The following is a 21,080-nucleotide window of genomic DNA, read 5'->3' on the forward strand; positions in this document are numbered from 1 at the left end:
GGTTGTAACTCATTCGTTTACATGTAATCATTATAGATACAGGTTAACTGTAAGTCAACTTGTTACACTTTCAATTTTAATTTTCAGCAGAAGATGAGTATAATAAACTTGTAACCAAATGGATTACATGATGTAATCCTAATGTTCAGGGAGGTACCAAACATGTCAATCAGCAGCCGGTTTGCTGTGGGAATTCATATATTAAGTCTGCTTGAATACAACAAGAATGAGGTAAATTCATCAGAATATTTGGCGGGCAGTGTCGGTACAAATCCGGCTTTCATCAGAAAAATCATGGGGATGCTTAAAAATGGTGGACTTGTAAAAGTGAGACCGGGTGTTGCCGGGGCAGTACCGGCCAGGGAATTAACGGAGATCACACTGCTTGATGTATATAAAGCAGTAAATGTCGTCCAGGATCAAGAGTTGTTCAGCATTCACGAAAACCCCAATCCCCGTTGTCCTGTAGGCAGGAATATCCAAGATGCCATTGTTCCGCTCTTCACCATTGCCCAGACAGCATTGGAGAAAGCATTAGGGCACGTAACAATTGATGATGTTGTAAAGGATATCGTTGAAAGAGAAGAAATGAATAATACTAGGTAAGGAGTGACGGCATTCTTTTTAAGAATGCCGTTTTTAAGTAGAAAATAATGGTATGATAAAAAAGCCTATTAGTAAGGCAATCTTTGTTAAGGGAGGCGTTCATTATGGCAAATAAAACAAACTTGAACACATGTAAACACAAGGGGATCACGCCTCATTAACAAAGATTATGAAGCGTTCCCCGAAATCGAAAGGGGAAAATAGGATGAATGTAAGATTAGAAGAAATCAATGCAGAAAACTGGTATGAGTGCTGCCAGCTGGAATTATCAAAAGAACAAGCGGAGTACATGGAATCCAACGCTGTCTCCATTGCCCAGACTAAATTCGAACCAACACTTAAACCATATGCCGTCTATTTCGGTGAAGAAATCGTCGGGTTCCTGATGTTCAACTCTGTTAAAGAAGAGCTTGACGGGTACTGGATGTATAGGATCATGGTCGATAAAGCATACCAGGGAAAAGGTGTAGGAAAAGAAGCGACGAGATTAATGTTGGAGGAAATGGCGAAACTGCCGGATGCGGATAAAATTGTAGTCGGCTATCATCCCGATAATAAAGGAGCGCATCACCTGTATGCGAGTCTCGGGTTTGTGGATAATGGTGACCGGTTTGGCAGGGAAATGGCTGTCATAAAATATTTAAGATAAAGTCGGGGACGGTTCTTTAGGGAACCGTCCTTTATTATTACATTCGTCGGCAGAGTAGTACGTTCGCGGAGGAACGTACCATTATAGAGAGAGCTTGCTGCTGTAGTGGTATGATTCGAAGGGAAACGTGCCATTATAGAGAGAGTCTGCAGCTGTAATGGTACGATTAGGAGGGAAACGTACCATTATAGAGAGAGTCTGCAGCTGTAATGGTACGATTAGGAGGGAAGCGTGCCATTATGGAGAGAGTCTGCAGCTGTAGTGGTACGATTCGAAGGGAAATGTGCCATTATAGAAAACGACTCCAGCTGTAATGGTAAGATTCCAAGAAAAACACGCTGGTGATCATTTAATATGGTCTATTCCAGGATGATTCTCCATATCGGCGTAATGATCAACACGTGTTTCTCTGTCGACCTCGATCACTTCCAGCAAGGAATCGCCCTTCAGTTTGTCGATCATTCTTTTATTCCCGCCAAACAGAGTGAAGTCCAGGTCAGGGTCCGTATACAAGCACCATTCTCTATTCTCATCCCACCAATAAGTGGGTGAAACAGGATGGTCCTTGCTTGAGCACAAACCGACCACATCTTTTAAACCCCCATGATACAGATACCCATTCCCATGATCTTCTCTATAATTTCTAACAGCCAATAAGTGATACTGAAAATAACAGCTGCCCGATGTGAACGACTGTAATAGAGGAAGCATTCGCCGTAGGGTTCCCTCATCCATCGTGCCTTCAGAAGGAAACAATAAATACCGCGGACACTTTGGAAACCGGGTGCCGTGAAGATGACAGATGGTATGGCTGCTGAACTCCTTTGTATATTTCAAATCATATTTGAAGGCCAGATCTTTAAAAGAAAGCCGTTCGCTATTATTGAAATCGATTTCTTCATCAGGGTCACAATCACTCCATAGAAGGTTTTCATCGGTAACATTAAGGTCACGGAAAATGGGATGCATAATCTTGCAATAATGACTAAATCTCTCCGGAATGAAATGATAAACAAAACTCCCTTGCCAATTAATAAAATCAACCCGTTCTGTTTCTTCTAAAATCCATTGGAAAGACGAAAAATCTGTCAGCTTTTTCATACACCCCACACCCCTTCTTCCTCTACCATATCATAAAAATTACCAGCAAACCGCAATTTACAGCATTTCGCAATCTGCACGCCGTTTGTGGTACAATCAGTTACGACAAAATGAGCGAAGGAAGTAATACGATGAGCAAAAGAGCACCCGTTAATAAAAACGATTATATAGAGGATGCCTATTTCGAAGACCTGACCCACGACGGGAATGGGGTTACGAAAATTGATGGCTATCCATTGTTTGTACCGAATGCCCTACCTGGTGAGAGAGGGAAAGTCAAAGTCGTCAAGGCGAGCAAGAACTACGGTTTTGGCAAGCTGATCGAGCTTCATGAAGAAAGTGAATACCGCAAGGAGCCGGAGTGCCCGATCTACCATCAGTGCGGCGGCTGCCAGGTCATGCATATTACGTATGAAGGCCAATTGAAGGCGAAAGAAAAGCATGTCCGCGACGTCATGGCCAGGATTGGGAAGCTTCCTGATGTGCCGGTCCACTCGACACTCGGGATGGATAACCCGTGGAGATACCGCAACAAAGCGGCTGTTCCTGTAGGAGAAAGGGAAGGTGGCTTGGTCGCCGGCTTCTACCAGCAGCGCAGCCACGAAATCATTGATATGGAACGCTGTGCGATTCAGCATGAGAAAAATGATGAGATCATCCAGAAGGTAAAAGAAATCTGCCAGAAGTACGGGATCCGTCCATATAATGAAGAGAAGCACCGCGGCACATTGCGCCACATCATGACCCGTTACGGCTATCAAACCGGTGAAGTGATGGTCGTCCTGGTGACCCGCACCGCTGATCTTCCGAATAAAGATGAAATCGTCGAGGAAATCGTCAACTCCATTGATGGGGTAAAATCCGTCATTCAAAACGTGAATTCCAAGAAAACAAACGTCATCATGGGTGACCAAACCAATGTCCTTTGGGGAGAAGAAGTAATCTATGACTTCATCGGCGACGTTAAATTTGCAATTTCAGCACGATCTTTCTATCAGGTAAATCCTGATCAGACACGGGTCCTCTACGAAAAAGCACTGGAATACGCTGACCTGAGCGGGGATGAAAACGTCATCGACGCCTACTGTGGCATCGGCACAATCTCCCTGTTCCTCGCGCAAAAAGCGAAGAAAGTATACGGAGTCGAAATCGTCCCGCAGGCAATTGAAGATGCGAAGAAAAATGCCGAACTGAACGGCTTCATCAACACGGAATTTGAAGCAGGCCCGGCAGAAGTCGTCATTCCAAGATGGTACGAAGAAGGCATCAAGGCAGACGTCCTGGTTGTCGATCCGCCGAGAAAAGGCTGCGACGAAGCGCTGTTGAATACAATTTTAGAAATGAAGCCGCGGAAAGTGGTCTACGTATCCTGTAACCCGGCTACCCTCGCACGCGACTTACGGGTGCTGGAAGACGGAGGGTACAAGACACTGGAAGTACAGCCGGTGGATATGTTCCCGCAGACGATGCACGTGGAGTGCGTAGCAAGTATACGCTTAAAAGATTAAACGTTGAAATATCAACGTTTCTGGGAATGTAAGATAGCATTGATTAATTGTGTGAAAATTAAGTCTCTTCAAAGGTCCTCTAAATAATTTAAAGTTTGGAAGCGGTACTCTATTAGAGGAGTACCGTTTCTTTTTATTTTAATATGTTTTATTAATTTGTTTATTGAAGTATTAGTGATGTCTGTCCTACATGACACCTCATCTAAGAGTTCTCGTAGTTTATTAATTTCCTCTTCATTATCTTTTCTTTTTAAGATGTATTGAAGTTGTGTTTCCTCAGATTTAATTGAAGAAATCTCCTTATCATAGGAACTAACAGCTACTTGGTACTCAGATTTGTTTATGGTTTCATCCATTAAAAGAGTCAGTAGTTTAGACTTTTTAGCCTGAACACTTTCAATCTTGGATTGCAGTGTTGTTACTCTATTGGATAGTCGGATTTTTTCTCTGCGATTAATTTCGTGTAATTTCTCACTAGTGCCTGAGATTAAAACTTTTTTACGACACTTATCCAAATCATCAAGAATATGTCTAATAAGGTTCTCTTCTTTAATTGCATGGTGTGAACAGGCTTTTTTTGTATATTTTACATATGCACCACAAATATAGCCCTTTCTATTAGATTTAAAGTGCATAGAAGTCCCGCAATCGTAACATGTAATTATGTTTGAAAACAGGTGCTTATTGGAGGGGTTCCTTTTTTTTGACCGGTTTTTAATTAAATCTTGAACTAGTTGGAAAGTCACTTCAGAAACTAAAGACTTATGTGTATTAGGAACAATAATCATTTTGTCCTTAGGATTTTTTATACGAGTTTTATTAGTAACACTAAGAGTCGTTTCACGTTGTTGAACAAGTGACCCGGTATAGTGAGGATTTTCAAGAATGAAGCGCACTGAAGTCCCATGCCACCTCGGTCCACAATTTTTTCTGTTTGCAATCATCGAAGGGGTGGGAATGTTTTTCACATATAACTCTCTGGCAATACTATCAAAACCTCTTCCAGAGATATATTCTTCATAAATCCATTGTACAACTTCAGGTGTTTGGTCTGTTCTTAAGTGTAACGTGCCATCAATAACAACGTAGCCATACAAGCTGCAAGAATGAGAGCCATAATTGGTGGGATGAACTTTATCTTAGGAAAAAAAGAGAAGGAACAGAAAGATTTTAAACAGTTCTGTGTGGAGCTAGCAAAAGCGTATTCTCTTTGCGCTGCTACTGATGAAGGTAAGAATAATGCTTTAGAAGTTAGTTACTTCAAAGCTGTTAAGGCAAGCTTAACTAAGCATGAAAAGAAAGGTCCTCCAAAAAACATCAAAAAAAGAAATTGAGACACGTGTTAGTCAAATGCTTGAACGTAACATTATCTCAGAAGAAGTGGTTGATGTCTTTAGTGCGATGGGATTGAAGAGGCTAAGTGTTTATCAAATTTTGACTGCTACATTTTCTTTTGTACTCATATTCAAGCTTGAGTATAAACTGTTCAGCTATAGCAAGTTTCTTTAAATATTCATTCTGATAACTATATTTGCCCCTGTACTTCCAGTAGTGTCTTTGGTTCTTACAAGCAGTTCTCACTGATTTAGGTCTATATTGCCAAGAATAAATATAAAAGTTTCCTTTGATAATTTTTATGCAGTGTTTTCTTTTTGTTCTCACTTCAAGCACCCCTAGAGTTTCTCATATCTTAGCAGCGATAATTATAAATTGTAGAAACATATGTATGTTTAGTTGAGTTCACAGGGGTTTATATTCACTTTATTATAATTTAATTTTATATTCTCATATAATTTCGTAAATAAGCTGGTGCTTATTGTGATTAACTGGTGAGAAGTTATAAAATTCCTTATTTGGTGATAATCATAGCTTAAAGACAGTTAACCAAGATTATGTTTTTTATTTTTCTTATAAATATAGAAATTAATGTCATAGAGTTTGGTTGTAGAAAATAGAGAGACCTCCGGTATTGTTTTAATGGTGAGTGATACCGTTCTATCAATTACTTTTAAGGTATTTAAGTGTCAATTTATTGGTGACTTCTGATTACAAATAAGCTTATGGTATAATTTAACTATTGAGTTTGGGAGGTTAATATTATGTACCTAGCAAAATTAGTTATATGGAATTTTAGGAAATATGGAGGAACTTCTGATAATCCTGGTCTCGCTTTAGAGTTCAACCCCAAGTTAAACCTCTTAGTTGGAGAGAATGATGCAGGAAAAACAAGTATTTTAGATGCAGTTAAAATGTTATTAAATACCCAAAGTAATGACTTTAAAAGACCTGAACTAGAAGACTTTTATTTAGAACCTGGGAAAGAGGAACATTATAGAAGTTCGGAATTTAAAATCGAATGTATTTTTAGGGGATTTTTGGATGAAGAAGCAAAGAATTTTATAGAATGGCTAAGCTTTGAAGAGAAAGAGAATGGAGAGATTGAGTATTACTTGAAATTAACTTTATCGGCAAATAGAGAAGGACAAAAAATATTTTACGATTTAAGTGCTGGTCAACATGAAGGTGGTTCTCAAATAGATGGGCGAGCGAGAGAACTCTTAAAATCTACTTATTTAAAGCCTTTGAGGGACTCAGAAAGAGAGTTAAGCTCTAGAAGGAACTCTCGCTTATCACAAATCTTGTTCAATCATGGCGCTTTTGATAATCAAGAAGACCATGAGTTATTAAAAATTATAGAAGATGCAAATAGAGGAATTAGTAATTACTTTCAAGGGAGAGACTTAGACGGTTCTGAAATTGAAGATACAGGAGGGAAAAAATTATTAGAGGAGCTTAATATTTATCTTGAAAGTTTTTCAAGAGAAGGTAATCCATTAAAATCAGATTTTACTATAACTGAGTCTAAATTAAAATCTATCCTAGAGAAATTAAGTCTCCAGCTATTTAATAGTAAGGCTGGACTTGGTTCACAAAACCTATTATTTATAGCAGCAGAATTATTGCTTTTAAAGAGAGAGAATTATACAGGATTAAAATTGGCTTTAATTGAAGAAATAGAGGCTCATTTACATCCTCAGTCTCAAGTATTGTTAATTGAATACCTTGAGGAAGTTTGTAATCAATCAAGCATCCAAATGATATTAACTACACATAGTCCAAATTTGGCATCTAAAGTTGATATTCAAAAAATCTTGATATGTAGAAATAACAATGTATTTAATATGTCTTCCTCTTTTACAAAACTTAGAGAGGGTGACTATTCATTTTTACAACGATTTCTAGATGTAACTAAATCTAATCTTTTTTTTGCCAATGGAATTATCATGGTAGAGGGAGACGCTGAGAATATATTACTCCCAACTATCTCTAGAATTTTGGGTGTCCCGTTATCTAAATATGGTATTTCTATTATTAATGTAAGTAGTACAGCTTTTTTACGCTACGCTAATATTTTTGTTAGAAAGAATGAACAAGAAACTATGGGGATTTCTGTTTCTTGTATTACTGATTTGGATGTTAAACCGCCTATCAGTGGTGTTCCATATCTTATAGATAAAAATGAAGTAAGCTATGAGGAGTATAAGAGTTTTCATAATGCTAGAAAGCAAGGGTTGTATAGTGATAAAGAGGTTAAATGTTTTGTATCAGATAGTTGGACACTTGAATATTGTATTGCAGCTAGTGATTTTAAAGAAGAGTTTTTTAAAGCCGTTAAATATGCAGAATTTATTCAAAATAGCGAAAAAATTGGTCTAACACCAGAAAAGATTGTTAAGGGTGATGAATTTGTCTTATCAGAACTGAAGAGATGGGAAGAAGAAGCACGTACAAGTGATGAAATAGGTTATTTCATATATCACGATTATTTGCTAGAAAAAAAGATATCAAAAGCTATAGTTGCACAATGTTTTGCAAATGTACTTTCTGAATTGCCTGCAGAGAATGTCAAAGAGAGGCTTCAAAAGGATGAAAATCTAAGTTACTTGGTTAAGGCAGTATACTATGCAGCGAAAGTAGGTGGCCTTGATTGATAAATTTTACGCAAGAAGATATTGGTAGTGCTGAGAGCCTTTTTTTGCCGGGAAGTAATAAATTTAGTGAAGAAGTTAAGGGGATAATAGAATGTGTTGAGTCGAAAGATATAATAGCCTGTCCAGGAAGTGGAAAGACTACAACCTTACTGGCTAAGTTATCTATAATAGGTAAACAATTACCATTAGAAAATAATAAAGGCATTTGTGTATTAACGCATACAAATGTTGCAATTAATGAGATAAAAGAACGGCTCGGGGTTGAAGGTAATAAATTATTTGAGTATCCAAACTTCTTTGGTACAATCCAATCTTTTGTAAATCAGTTTCTAGCAATTCCATATTTTAATAATACTTTTAAGAGGCATGTTAGCTCTATTGATGATGAAATATATAACAGCAATATATTAAGAGAATTTTATTCTTTGGATTACGGTATACAGTTTGGGTTTGGAAAGAAGTATGGGGATAGTCGAGATAGAATTCATGATGCCTTAAAAGAAATGAGATATGCTTTTGATGAAGAAATCTTGATAGATAAATTTCAAAAATCACTATATAAATCACAGGGGAAAATATTATTAGCTTTAAAGAGAATAAAACAAGAGGTTATGGAAAAAGGTATTCTTTGTTATGATGATGCATATTGGTTATCGGTCCAGTATCTAAAAAAATGCGAAGTTCCTCTCCGGAATTTCATGTCCGAAAGATTTGCATTTATGTTTATTGACGAGATGCAAGATACATCTCATTTACAAAATGAAATACTAGATAAATTATTTGATAAAGAACAAGTCATTATACAAAGATTTGGAGACCCTAATCAGTCTATTTATGATGACTCGGATAATATGGCTTGGAATATTTGGGATGGTCCCCTTAAAATTACCGATAGTAAAAGAAACTCAGAAATAATAAGTAAGCTTATATCGCCATTTGAATTAATTCCCTCAGGAATGAAAGGTAACGGAGAAAGGGAGACTATTAATCCCAAGCTATTTGTATATGATACAGAGTCAATTACAAGCGTACTGTCTGAATTTGCAAACACGATTTATGAACATGGCTTACACAGTAATCCTAATAATACTTTCAAAGCAGTTGGTAGAATTGCTAAAGAAAGTGAAGATGACAAGGTGAAAATTCCTAGTTATTTTCCACAATTTAATCAAAAGAGTAATTCTATAGAAACAAAAAAACTATATTTAGTTGATTTCATTAATAAAGATGCAATTGACCAAGGCCAAAATAGAGATGCTGGAAGCTATTATAATTCTCTGATAAGTGCGCTACTTAGGGCATTGTGGCTTTTAGAGGTTAAGACAAATAACGGTTCGTATTACAATAAGAAAACACTGTTGAAAGAGATAATTACTAAAGATAAGCATATGTATATTAGATTAGAAGAAAACTTGGTTCGATGGTGTTTAATGATTAGAAAAGGGTATGATATTAAGCAAGATTTTATCATCTACACTAATGAACTTCTAGAAAAAGTATTTGGAATTACTGATTTATCGATTTTAAGCCGTTTCTATAAAAGAGAGAGACTGGTAGAGGATAGCATTCCTGCAACCAATAATGTTTTTCATTATACCCAGGGTGAAAATAATACCATTGAAATATATATTGACACTGTAGCAGGAGTAAAAGGTGAGACTCATGCTGCAACATTATTTTTAGAAACAAACTACTATAGCTACGATGTTAAACAATTAATTGGGGCCTTCAAAGGAGAAATGAAAGGCAAGAGGGGAAAGCGAGAAATAAGTGCATTGAAACATGCTTATGTTGCAATGTCTAGACCAACTGATTTACTATGTGTAGCAGCACAAAGGTCTTCTATTGAAGGACACGAGGAGGAACTAAGTTCTGCAGGATGGGATTTAGTCTATGTTCAATCCACAGATACAGAAGATGACAAGGGACAAAAGAAACCACATGTAAAAGTTATCTCAACATAAATGCCGTAAAAGGAAAAATATAATAAATATAAAAACCTTTGGGTAGATAGGAGACGACTATGAAATGTCCTAAGTGTGGTAATCTCGTTGATTTAAGAAAAGATATAAGTAATGAGAATTGCCCCCATTGTGGTTTTTATCATTACATTCAACATGCGTTAAGAATAACTGCCATTGCTTCTAGACTGGTAGATCACAATGAAGATTTTTATTTCGGAAATATTCATCAAAGAATTTATAATCCTTATATTAGCCTTAATGAGGGACGTGTCGAACCAATAGATGGTGCCTTAAAACTAAGGGGATATTTGTTAGAACAAATTAAAACGCTTATTAAATCTTATCCTAGAGAAGATTTATATTTCATCATGTTAGCTATGAGAGAACTAGCAACATGGAAAATCATATTACAGTCAGAAGATAGCTGGGCTTCAGTACAAGTTAGAAATATTTCGCACCTTTTTACCAATATACTATCAACTTTGGAAGAGGATGATTTTGGGATTGACGGAATAATTGATGAGACTGATTTTATTTCACTTTTTGTTTTTACAGAGGAAATAGAAAAGATTTCCTCTAACATTCTTGGTACTAAGATTTTTTCATGGAAACCCACATTAGAAGAAATAATTAAAATAAGAATTGAGAATGAAAGACTTAATGAGTATTATCAACACTTTGAAGTGCAGGAGCTTGTTAAACCCGAAGAGATAGAAATTAATGATGAAAAAATAAATAAATTTTTAACTCAGAGAGGTATTGAGATTAATAGAGTAAAGAAAAGCGTTAGTAAAGAGATTGAAAGATTAGCCGGATTTTCATTTAAAGAGTTAAAAGAATTTAGAAATGATATTATTACAATTGCTAAAGAGAGTGGACAAGTTTTTGATATTTTCCCTTTAAATGAAAATAAATCAATTCAAGCTGTATTTATCTTTGATGACCAGCTAAAAGATGTAATAAATAAAGAAAGAGAAAACATAATCTCATATTTAACCTATGGACCCTCGAATGAAGAAGAATATATATTAAATTATCTAACAGACCCGTATATGGATTTTAAATTTATTTTTAGGTATGAAGGTTTATTAGCATTTGGGGTATTAGACTCTTCAAATAGCATTTCTATGTTAAGTAATATTACTTCGTCCGACCATTTTATAGACAAGTTGTTTGGTTTCCAAGCCACAAAGGTATTTAAAAAAGCACAGCAAGACATAGCATACCTAATGGCTATGAAAATAGCTGAGCATTTTTATAAGAATGATAGATACTTTGTACCGCTTCAACAAAAAGGTGTTCCCAATGTTAATATTAAACAAATTATTGGTAATGGTATAAAAAAACGTTTAATGAGTAATGAAAATCAAGACTTAGGTGATATTGATGCTGTGGTTGTTGATTTAGTAAAACGGAAAATATTTTTGATGGAAATAAAATTTTTTAAACCTGCTGTTAATCAAAGAGAAATGCTATTGAAAGATAAAAAGATTTATGAAGATATTAATAAAATATTGGCCCGTGCAGAATGGTTCGAAAAAAATATCCTGGATGTGAAAATGGCCTGGGGACTTGAACACAGTAATTATGAGGTAGAGACAATTCTTATAACAGGTAGACCTAACTACTATGGGGAAAAGATAGGAAAAGAATTCAGAAAAGTTAAACACCTAACCTTTGATGGTATATTAAGAAAAGCTACGCTTTAAGAATATTGAATTTGAAAGGAAAGCTAAATGGACAATAATGAATGGATAGAAATAAAAACACTTAACTTTGTAAATGTTTATGTAAGGTTAACATTAGCTGTTTCTTTTATCTTAGTTTTAATTGTTGGATTAGTATTAATGGATAGTCTTAGAATGGAAGAGACATTTTTTATAATTTATATTATTTATGTCGCGTTAGAAATTGCAATACATGAGCAGTTCCATAGACTAGGAGGAAAATGGTTTTTAGGTATAAATAGCGAAATAGATTTAAAATGGAGCTTCTATAATTTTCTGTTTGGCATTAAAAGAGAAAACGGGGTATCAACACCCACACATCCATTTTGTAAACCAAAAAGATGGCTCAATCTTAAAGAAAAAATTGTTTTTGCACTCTCCCCTTTTATTTTTTATACTGTATTATGGACTTTACTTATGGTTATTACGGGCTTTCAAGTAAAGACGTTCATTTTTGCCTTAACTGTGTCGTGGGCATTTTGTCATGGAGATTTTTGGGCGGTTTTCTTCTCTATTTATAATAAACATAAATATCGTGCAGACTATAAAGATATTCAATTTGCAGATATGGGAGACCACCTAGTATTGTGGGGGAAAACCCAATAGCTGTATAATTAAGCAAGTAGGTGAACTGAAAACTTAACACTTTAATTTTGGTGAAATCCTAAGAAAATATGATACATTAATATTTTTAATATAATTTTTTATACCCCGTACAGACACTAGGCATGTTGAGTGTGTGGCTAAAATAATCTTAAAATGAATTGAAAGGGGTCTAATCTTATTGGAATAGACCTCTATTTAATTTAATCAATAGGGAACTGCTTTCGAAAAATCCAGCTAACTTCGAGCCATGCAAGGCGCCAATAGTAACAGGCAATTTCATTTTTGATGAAATTGCCTGTTTTTGTTTATAGAAGTTAGTGAAATTATGTTTAAGTGAATCTTTTTTAAAATGATGGTACGATAAAAGGTACAGTTAGATGTAAACAAAGGAGGTACGCGAAAAAGAATGAGTGGGTTTCCTAAAGATGCAATGCGTATGCTAAAAGAGACAAGTCGTACATTTTATATTCCGATTACTTTTTTGCAGAAGGAGTTAAAGCATTCAGTTGCATCGGCTTATTTAGTATTTCGGGCAATTGATGAAATTGAAGATCATGAAGAATTGAGCAATGATGTAAAATACACGATTTTAATGCAAGTCAGCGAATTATTTAAACAACCATTTGATAACGATGAATATGTAAGAATTCTTGGTGAAACAAAAGATCAAATGCCCGAAGTGACACTTCGATTAGAAGAATGGCTGCAAGCTTGTCCAAAAGATGTCCTGTCGATAGTCATGGACGCTGCTAGTGAAATGGCATTTGGTATGGCAAAATGGGCGAAAGAAAATTGGGAAATTCGCACACGTGAAGATTTGGATGATTATACTTATTACGTCGCAGGTCTTGTTGGGGTCTTGCTTTCGGAGCTCTGGGAGCACTACGGAGAGGAAGAAACTGACCGTGAGCTTGCTATTGCTTATGGGCGCGGGCTCCAGGCTGTTAACATATTGCGTAATGAGAAGGAAGATTTGGTTGAACGTGATGTCAGCTTTGTACCCGATGGCTGGAATCGTGCAAAGCTATTCGAATATGCAGATGAAAACCTGGCAAAAGCAGATGAATATATGAAGTCTCTTCAAAAGAGAAGCATTCTATTATTCTGCCGTTTGCCGCTTGCCCTGGCTCACAAAACTTTAAAAGCAATGAAAGAGGGGCAGGAAAAAATGACTCGTGCAGAAGTGGAACAAACGGTGAAAGAGGTTCAAATCCATTAATTCCATGTGATGCAGGTGTAAAGGGCGCTTTTGTTTTTTACAAATTTGCCGGCATTAACATGGAGCGAAAGCGCAGGTCAGCAAGAATCTTTATAGTAAAGGCAGGTGTTGGCGTTGGACAAGTCAATCGAGCAAAGAAAATCTGAACATATTCAAATTGCGCTGAAAGAAAAGGTTACGGGGGAGTCGATTTCAACAGGATTTGAGTCGCTTAGGTTTATCCACAATGCACTCCCTGAAATTGATTTTGACGAAATCTCTATTGAAACTAATTTCCTTGGATTTGAATGCAAAACGCCATTCCTCATCAGTTCCATGACGGGCGGTACAGCTCTCGCCGGGGAAATCAACCGGAATCTGGCAATGGCAGCTGAGGAGAGAGGTTGGGCGCTTGCACTAGGATCTACCCGGGCACTTCTCGATAGCGACGGACACACTTCCTCTTTCCAGATGAGGAAGTATGCACCAAGTGTCCCGATTATTGCAAACTTAGGCGCTGTTCAGTTTAATTACGGATACGGTGTTGAGGAATGCAGGAAAATTATTGAAATGACCGAAGCGGATATGCTTGTCCTTCATCTGAATAGCATTCAGGAAGTGATTCAGGATAAGGGAGATACGAATTTTAAAGGGTTATTAAAGAAAATCGAACATCTGTGCAGCGCTCTGGAGGTTCCGGTCGGGGTGAAGGAAGTAGGATGGGGAATCGATGGTCAGACAGCCAAAAAGTTATGTGAGGCCGGAATTGCGTTTATCGACGTCGCCGGAGCGGGAGGCACTTCCTGGAGTCAGGTGGAAAAGTTCCGCTCCCAAGACCCTATCCGGCGAATAGCCGCTGAGAGCTTCAGCGAATGGGGGATTCCGACGGCGGAAGCAATCAGGTTAACCCGCGAAGAGATCGGAAACACTCCACTGATTGCAAGCGGTGGGATGCAGACGGGCTTGGACGGAGCGAAGGCCATCGCATTGAGTGCCGACCTGGTCGGATTTGGTCGATCCATCCTGAGAGAAGCGACCCAAAGCCCAGAGGATGTTCGTACAGTGATGGAAATTCGGGAAATGGAACTTCGGATGTCAATGTTCGGTATCGGGGCGCAGACGATTCAGGAATTGAAGGACACCACGCGCTTGAAGGAACGATGATAATCAAAGCCGTTATTAAAATAATACGTTTTTTTCGGTCCAGGAAATGCATCTGGGCCGTTTTTTTTATTCACGAGACGAAGGTGAAAACCAAAAAAATGAGAGGTTTGCAAAGGGTTGAGATTTGAATAAAACTTTTATTTTACCTTGCAATAAAATGAGTTGTCAATAACGAATTTGTTATTTCATCGGAAAAATGGTATGATTTTCATTGAGATATCTTTTAGACTGTACGTTTATATAAATCTTTTTAATGCCGAAGGAAAATTTCAAACAGTTTTGTGAGCTTTTAAGATGATAGTACCCGAGTTATTATACAAGGAGGACTAGTATATTGAATTTAATCGATAAGAAAGTTACACATAAGCGGTTTGGAATGGGGAGTGTCGTTAAACATACTGATACTGTTATCGAAATCCATTTCGCGTCGGAAAATAAAAAATTCATTTACCCCGATGTATTTGGAGAGCACCTGAAAATGCATGATAAGAGTGCTGCCAACTCACTTGAAAAGATTATAGAAGAGAAAGAAATGAAACAAAAAGAGATCGAAATGAAGAAGGAAGAGGAGAAAGAACGGCAGCGAAAATATCAGGAGCTCCGGTTGGGACACGAAAAACTTATGAAAAATCATAAGCTTCATCCCGAATCCCAAATGGTTTCCTGGTGTGATCTAGAAGAACAAGATAGTGCCTTTTCCGAGTGGAAGGTATCCTCAGGTATCATTAAAAGTGGTAATAACAAAGGGAAACCGAACAAACCAGTTCGCTTGCACCAAAATAGCGCTGTCCTGCTGACGGCGATAGATTCAAGTAAGCCTGAACAAGACAGACGGATCTTGGGTGTCTATATGGTGAAAGAAGGTTTCATCGGTAAGCTTTGTGAAGATGGAAATATTCCTGCTCATTCGGAATACAGACTGCAGCTGACAGAACAGGAATCAGAGCAGATGCTTTTCTGGAACTATTATGTAAATCAAAAGTCCCCAGAAAAAATGACGTGGAATTCAGGGAAATACCGTTATTTTGATAATTTATGGATGGCTCAAATCCTGCATGATATCGTTTCATTGAGAAGTGACACTGAAGAACGAGAGCTGGCCCAACAATTTCTTGACCATTTCTGTAAAATGAATCAGTTAGTAGAGCAGGATTTACCTCAGCCTGATGGCGCATTAATGCGTGCTTAAGGTAAATGAATAGATGAAAAAAGGGACAAGGCGGCGCCTTGTCCCTTTTGATATTTCTGTCGAGTGGCGGAATTTTAATTAATCAAACGTTTGACTAATAGGTTTCGGGAAAAAAGGTGTTCCACTATCGCAGCCGCATGACTAAAAATCCAATTTTAAATCCAAACTCGTAAGGGTAAACATTTACTGAAATCATTTTTTCAATACGAGGTGGTACAAGTGTGGATTAATCGACTATCCAATGTCATTAAAGCAGGGGGTATCTTGCTCATTGCAGCGGGGGTTGGATTGATGATACTGGGAATCTTCCTGCCTGGAGAGACAGACTTCATGAATGATATTTTTGAAAAATTAGGCACGATTGGCGAGTACACTGCCATTTTGGCAGGTGCGCTGTGGCTCGGCAGGTTGGTTTTTCGAGAAATGAAAAAAAGAGGTATTAAGATAAATAAGTATATGAAGGATTTCGTGAAGCTGTTAAAAACCCATCATACGTTGTTTGGCTGGGTGGTGACGGCAGCTGTATTGGGTCATGGCCTCTATTTTCTTTTGCAGACATCCGAACATATGGACTCAATCTACAGCGGGATTGCAGCGGGTATCGGGTTGATTGCCCTGGTACTCATTGGAGTGGTTCTTGATAAATGGGCAAAAAAGAAAAAGTATATTCTCTATAGAAACATTCACAAAGGAATTGCACTTTTGTTTGGAATTGCTTTGGTGATCCATCTAATTCTGTAATGAAAAAAGCTGGACAAGGAAAGCCCTGTCCAGCTGCTAACAATCATTTGTCTGAAAAGTGCTGTGAGATGAACTCCCGATAAGATTGAAGGGTCGGGTAACCGGAGAAATTTGATAACATCCCATGAATGACCGGCCCTCTAGGTTTTTCCTTGCCAATTTCCTCCTGCAGGACCTGAAAGGTGACTGCCAGTTCGTCTGCCCCCAGTTTTTCGATCTCTTCTTCAAGGTCTCTCATCACAGTGGACAGATTCGTCTGTTCTGAAAATAAGAAATTGGATAAGACGGTTTCGGCTTTTTCTTTTGTAAAGAAGGGCTGGTCCTTATGAATGTCTTTCACGATGCTGTCGAGCCTGTTCAGCATATACTCCGTTAACTTTCTCAAGTCAAAATCCTGTGTGGAAAACAATAGAATCCCCATATAAGATTTGATGATCCCTTCAAGGATGATCGTGATATCCCATGAAAACGGTTCGACTTCAGAGCCGTAAATCTCAATGATGCTTTTCCGGTAATTTTGATGAGATTCCATTTGTTTTTCAAAAATCAATTGCTTCACAGTCTCGTTTCTTGGGATGGCCTGCTCTTTGGCCAGCATGACAAGAAGATCGCGATGGGTGATGAAGTGTGAATACACCGCCATTTGTTCCCGTATTAACTTTTCGCGGGGATTATCTATCTCTTTTGTTTCTTCGATGATGCTCTTGTTAATCATGTCAAAATGATATTGTAAGATACCTAATAATAGATCGTCTTTCGATTTAAAGTGTAAGTAAAAAGCCCCTTTGGAAATTCCGCTTTCTGAGGCAATCTCTTGGACTGAGGTTGTGGAGAACCCCTTACTGGCAAAAAGCCTCATTCCAACTTCAATAATTTGCATTTCTTTTTCATTCATAAGATTACCCCCAATCCGAGCTTTGAACTTTTATTATACCTAAAATGTGAAACTTTTGTTAACGGTAATCGTAAACAATCATGGGAAACCCAACAAAAACGTTGACTACTGACTGGCTGGTCAGTTATATTAGTTTTATTGTTAGTGAGTTAATGACTAACTAGTCATTTACAGTATATCAAAGCTGTCAACCTTATTCAAAAGGGAAGAGGAAGGTGTCTTTTATTGAAAAGTTTAGTTAATTTCGTCCTGAAAAATAAACTGGCTGTGTGGTTACTGACCATCATCATCACAGTCTCAGGGATCTATTCCGGGACAAGAATGAAAATGGAAAGTATACCGGATGTATCAATTCCTTATTTAATTGTGATGGGAGTTTATCCAGGTGCAACTGCTGAACAGGTCATGGAAGAGATATCCATGCCGATGGAGCAGACGATCGAGGGGCTTGAAGATGTTAAGGCTGTTTATTCGAATTCGTCAGCTAATGTAGCCCAGGTTCAGATCGAATATGAATATGGCGTAAATATGGATGAGAAGAAACGGGACCTGGAAAGCGCGATTGATAATATCGCCTTGCCGGAAGATGCCGAAGAACCATCGATCATGGCGCTTAGCATGAATATGATGCCGGTTGTCGCGTTATCCATCAGCAGTACAGAAGGGGATATTGTTGACCTGTCGGCAACTGTTGAAGATAAGATCCTGCCGGAAATTGAAAATATTGATGGTGTTGGATCCACAACAATTACTGGGCAGCATCTTGAAGAAGTGGAATTCACTTATGACCAAGCCAAAATGGAAGAGCTGGGATTAACCGAAGAAACCGTCAAACAGATGGTTCAAGCAAGTGATATGGCTCTGTCTCTCGGCCTTCAGGAATATGAAGAGGGTGAAGAGGCCCTTGCGATCGATGGTGATATCAAAACGGTTGATCAATTAAAAGAATTGAAAATCCCTGTTACACCATCAGAAGCAAACCCAAATCCATTTGTGGAATTAGGGGATATTGCCACTATTGAAACAGTCGGCCACGTGCAATCCATTTCCCGTACGAACGGTGAAGAGGCCATTGCTATCCAGATAACGAAAGGGCAGCAGGCGAACACAGTGGATGTCGTGAATGCTGTGAAAGATGTGATAGCAGAACAAGAAGAGGGAATTGACGGATTGGTCATTGATGTCACTCTTGACCAGGCCGAACCGATCGAAGATTCCGTCTACACGATGGTGGAAAAAGCATTATTCGGCGGTTTGTTCGCAATCATCATCATCCTGTTATTCCTTCGTGATTTTAAGTCAACGATCATTTCCATTGTATCAATTCCGGTTTCGATCTTTATGGCATTCTTGCTGTTGAACTGGCTTGATATAACGTTGAACATCATGACATTGGGTGCGATTACAGTTGCGATCGGCCGTGTAATCGATGACTCGATTGTTGTAGTGGAGAATATATACAGAAGAATGCATTTGAAAGAAGAGAAGCTCAGCGGACGTGCATTGATCCGTGAGGCGACAATTGAAATGTTCAAGCCAATCCTTTCTTCAACGCTTGTAACGGTTGCAGTATTCGCACCGCTTATGTTCGTCGGCGGGATGGTCGGAGAGCTGTTCAGGCCGTTTGCCTTGACGATGGCATTTGCCCTGGGTGCATCACTCCTTGTGGCAATCACCATCGTTCCGGCGCTGTCGCATTTCTTATTCCGCAAGTCATTATACGGAGAGAAGAAAGCGTCGAAGCATAAAGAAGTTGGAAGACTTGCTACCTGGTATAAAGGTGTACTGGTAAAAGTATTGAACCACAAAATCATCACGTCAATATTGGCGGTTGTTCTGCTCGCTGGTTCATTGGCTTTGACTCCTCTCATCGGGTTCAGTTTCATGGGATCGGAAGAGGAAAAAACAATCTATTTAACGTACACACCAGCTGCGGGCGAGCTTGAGGAAGAAACATTAGAGAACCTTGAAGAAGTTGAACAGGAATTAATGAAGCGTGACGATCTGAAGACTGTTCAGTTATCGTTCAATAACAGCAACAGCACGGACGCCTCCTCGATTATGATGGGGGGAACTAATGGTGCGTTAATGTATCTCTTCTTTGAAGACGATACGGAAAACTTCCCTGAAGTCAAAGAAGAAGTTGAAGATTATGTCTTCAACATCGGCCAATCGGGTGAGTGGAAATCCCAGGACATGATGGGATCAGGAGGAATGGCCTCCAATGAAGTAAGCTATACACTGTATAGTGAAAATTTAGATGATCTGAATGCAGCGGTTAACCAGGTGGAAGACGCATTGAAAGAGGTAGATAACCTTGAAGATGTGGAATCTGACATGGAAAACCCATATGTCGAGCACGTTTTGCAGATCGATCACGAGCATGTATTGCAATACGGTCTGACGACTGGACAAATCGTCGGGGCATTAACAGCCACTGGATCTGAAGAAGTATTGACAACAGTGGAAAATGACGGCGAAGAAATGGATGTCATCGTTCAGCGTGAAGAGAAAACAGACGCTGCAACATTCGATGAACTGCTGGAAACAGAAATACCTACTGCAACCGGCACGACGGTTCCATTATCCGAGCTGGTGACGACAGAAGAGGGTACGACATACAACACGTTATCCCGCAGTGAAGGTGAGTTCTACGCAACGGTTTCTGGTACAGTCACGACTGATGATGTATCTGCAGCCACAACTCAAGCTGATGAGCAAATTGATGAGCTTGAGCTGCCGGATAGTGTCGAAGTCGGCGTGGCCGGCGTAGCTGCTGATATGCAGGAAACATTCACGCAGCTCGGAATTGCCATGCTGGCGGCCGTCCTGATTGTTTACTTTATCCTGGTTGTAACCTTCGGTGAAGGATTGGCGCCATTTGCGATCTTGTTCTCATTACCATTTGCTGTGATAGGTTCCTTTGTCGGTCTTTGGATCGCCGGAGAAACGATTTCAGTATCCGTCATGATGGGTCTTTTGATGTTGATTGGTATCGTAGTAACAAACGCCATCGTACTAGTGGATCGTATCATTCACATGGAACGCGATGGAATGTCGCTGCGTGATGCAATCGTCGAAGCAGGAGCGACAAGACTCCGCCCAATCCTAATGACGGCGATTGCCACGATCGGTGCCATGACTCCAATGGTGCTTGGCGGAGCAGGATCTGCCCTTATCTCCAAAGGATTGGCCATCACGGTAATTGGCGGTCTGACGTCATCCACGATTCTGACATTGCTGATTGTACCGATTGTGTATGAACTTCTATCAAAAATGTTGAAGAAGAATCGTAAGGAAATTGAAGAGAATTAATTTTTGGAAACCCCTTGATCATTGATTGAGGGGTTTTTTTTGGTTAGTTTGGGTACTCCGATTCTGGTGTTTTCTTGAATCGGCAACCCCATAGAGCCCTTTTGGGTACTCCGAATCTTGTCTTTTCTTGAATCGACACCCTCATAGAGCCGTTTTGGGTACCCCGAATCTGGTCTTTTCCGGAACCGACGCCCCCATAGCCTCTCGGTGGCTACTCCGAATCAGGTCTTTTCCGGAATCGGCAACCTCAAAGAGCCCTCTTGGGTACTCCGATTCTCGTCTTCTCTTGAGTCGACACCCCCATAGAGCTGTTTTAGGTACTCCGATTCTCGTGTTCTACTAAATCGACGGCCCCATAGCCTCTCGGTGGCTACTCCGATTTCCGCCCTACCTTGAACCGGCACCCCGTTCGATGCGGCAGCAAG

General features: G+C 38.9%; 17 protein-coding genes. 14 read left to right on the forward strand and 3 right to left on the reverse strand.

What is annotated here, in order from left to right:
* Window positions 1-162: 162 nt before the first annotated feature.
* Together ACOJQI_RS02275 and ACOJQI_RS02280 are read left to right on the forward strand one after the other, a co-directional pair.
* Window positions 163-606, forward strand: coding sequence for an Rrf2 family transcriptional regulator (locus ACOJQI_RS02275; protein ID WP_421383140.1), 444 nt, complete (start codon window positions 163-165; stop codon window positions 604-606).
* 205 nt (window positions 607-811) lie between these two features.
* On the forward strand, window positions 812-1,255 hold the full coding sequence (locus tag ACOJQI_RS02280) for a GNAT family N-acetyltransferase (protein WP_421383142.1): 444 nt from the start codon (window positions 812-814) through the stop codon (window positions 1,253-1,255).
* Between the two features lie 345 nt (window positions 1,256-1,600).
* Here ACOJQI_RS02280 and ACOJQI_RS02285 read toward each other — a convergent pair whose 3' ends face one another.
* Complete coding sequence (locus tag ACOJQI_RS02285) at window positions 1,601-2,356, reverse strand: hypothetical protein (protein ID WP_421383144.1); 756 nt, start codon at window positions 2,354-2,356, stop codon at window positions 1,601-1,603.
* Window positions 2,357-2,487: 131 nt separating this feature from the next.
* On the opposite strand from ACOJQI_RS02285, the gene rlmD reads away from it, so the two are divergent.
* Window positions 2,488-3,864, forward strand: coding sequence for a 23S rRNA (uracil(1939)-C(5))-methyltransferase RlmD (gene rlmD / locus ACOJQI_RS02290; protein WP_421383146.1), 1,377 nt, complete (start codon window positions 2,488-2,490; stop codon window positions 3,862-3,864).
* 68 nt (window positions 3,865-3,932) lie between these two features.
* Here the strand turns inward: rlmD and ACOJQI_RS02295 are convergent, their stop codons facing one another.
* Window positions 3,933-4,961, reverse strand: coding sequence for a recombinase family protein (locus tag ACOJQI_RS02295; protein ID WP_421383148.1), 1,029 nt, complete (start codon window positions 4,959-4,961; stop codon window positions 3,933-3,935).
* A 30-nt stretch (window positions 4,962-4,991) separates the two neighbouring features.
* On the opposite strand from ACOJQI_RS02295, the gene ACOJQI_RS02300 reads away from it, so the two are divergent.
* The 10 genes from ACOJQI_RS02300 to ACOJQI_RS02345 all read left to right on the forward strand — a co-directional run bounded on the left by ACOJQI_RS02300 (window position 4,992) and on the right by ACOJQI_RS02345 (window position 16,445).
* Window positions 4,992-5,198, forward strand: a complete 207-nt coding sequence (locus ACOJQI_RS02300; protein WP_421383150.1) for a type I restriction enzyme endonuclease domain-containing protein — start codon at window positions 4,992-4,994, stop codon at window positions 5,196-5,198.
* 16 nt (window positions 5,199-5,214) lie between these two features.
* Window positions 5,215-5,373 (forward strand): hypothetical protein, encoded by a 159-nt coding sequence (locus tag ACOJQI_RS02305; protein WP_421383152.1) that lies wholly within the window; start codon window positions 5,215-5,217, stop codon window positions 5,371-5,373.
* Window positions 5,374-5,963: 590 nt separating this feature from the next.
* Window positions 5,964-7,856 carry an ATP-dependent nuclease gene (locus ACOJQI_RS02310; RefSeq protein WP_421383154.1) on the forward strand — a complete coding sequence of 631 codons (1,893 nt, stop codon included), beginning with the start codon at window positions 5,964-5,966 and terminating at the stop codon, window positions 7,854-7,856.
* A complete protein-coding gene (locus ACOJQI_RS02315) occupies window positions 7,853-9,820 on the forward strand; it encodes a UvrD-helicase domain-containing protein (protein WP_421383156.1) in 1,968 nt (655 codons plus the stop codon). Before ACOJQI_RS02310 ends, ACOJQI_RS02315 begins: the two co-directional genes overlap by 4 nt.
* 59 nt (window positions 9,821-9,879) lie before the next feature.
* The gene (locus ACOJQI_RS02320) at window positions 9,880-11,529 is read left to right on the forward strand and encodes a zinc ribbon domain-containing protein (RefSeq protein WP_421383158.1); all 1,650 of its coding nucleotides are present in this window, start codon (window positions 9,880-9,882) and stop codon (window positions 11,527-11,529) included.
* A gap of 27 nt (window positions 11,530-11,556) precedes the next feature.
* Complete coding sequence (locus ACOJQI_RS02325) at window positions 11,557-12,153, forward strand: hypothetical protein (RefSeq protein WP_421383160.1); 597 nt, start codon at window positions 11,557-11,559, stop codon at window positions 12,151-12,153.
* A gap of 406 nt (window positions 12,154-12,559) precedes the next feature.
* Entirely contained in the window at window positions 12,560-13,372 is an 813-nt protein-coding gene (locus ACOJQI_RS02330; protein ID WP_421383162.1) for a squalene/phytoene synthase family protein, read from the forward strand.
* A 114-nt stretch (window positions 13,373-13,486) separates the two neighbouring features.
* Window positions 13,487-14,515: a type 2 isopentenyl-diphosphate Delta-isomerase gene (gene fni / locus ACOJQI_RS02335; RefSeq protein ID WP_421383164.1), complete on the forward strand. Its 1,029-nt coding sequence runs from the start codon at window positions 13,487-13,489 to the stop codon at window positions 14,513-14,515.
* A 334-nt stretch (window positions 14,516-14,849) separates the two neighbouring features.
* On the forward strand, window positions 14,850-15,704 hold the full coding sequence (locus tag ACOJQI_RS02340) for a malate synthase (RefSeq protein WP_421383166.1): 855 nt from the start codon (window positions 14,850-14,852) through the stop codon (window positions 15,702-15,704).
* Between the two features lie 219 nt (window positions 15,705-15,923).
* Window positions 15,924-16,445 (forward strand): hypothetical protein, encoded by a 522-nt coding sequence (locus ACOJQI_RS02345; protein ID WP_421383168.1) that lies wholly within the window; start codon window positions 15,924-15,926, stop codon window positions 16,443-16,445.
* Between the two features lie 43 nt (window positions 16,446-16,488).
* Here ACOJQI_RS02345 and ACOJQI_RS02350 read toward each other — a convergent pair whose 3' ends face one another.
* Window positions 16,489-17,340 carry a TetR/AcrR family transcriptional regulator gene (locus ACOJQI_RS02350; protein ID WP_421383170.1) on the reverse strand — a complete coding sequence of 284 codons (852 nt, stop codon included), beginning with the start codon at window positions 17,338-17,340 and terminating at the stop codon, window positions 16,489-16,491.
* Between the two features lie 225 nt (window positions 17,341-17,565).
* On the opposite strand from ACOJQI_RS02350, the gene ACOJQI_RS02355 reads away from it, so the two are divergent.
* Entirely contained in the window at window positions 17,566-20,655 is a 3,090-nt protein-coding gene (locus ACOJQI_RS02355) for an efflux RND transporter permease subunit (RefSeq protein ID WP_421383172.1), read from the forward strand.
* Window positions 20,656-21,080: the final 425 nt, after the last annotated feature.

It is taken from the genome of Bacillus salacetis (assembly GCF_049177075.1).
Lineage (GTDB): Bacteria > Bacillota > Bacilli > Bacillales > Bacillaceae_B > Rossellomorea > Rossellomorea salacetis_A.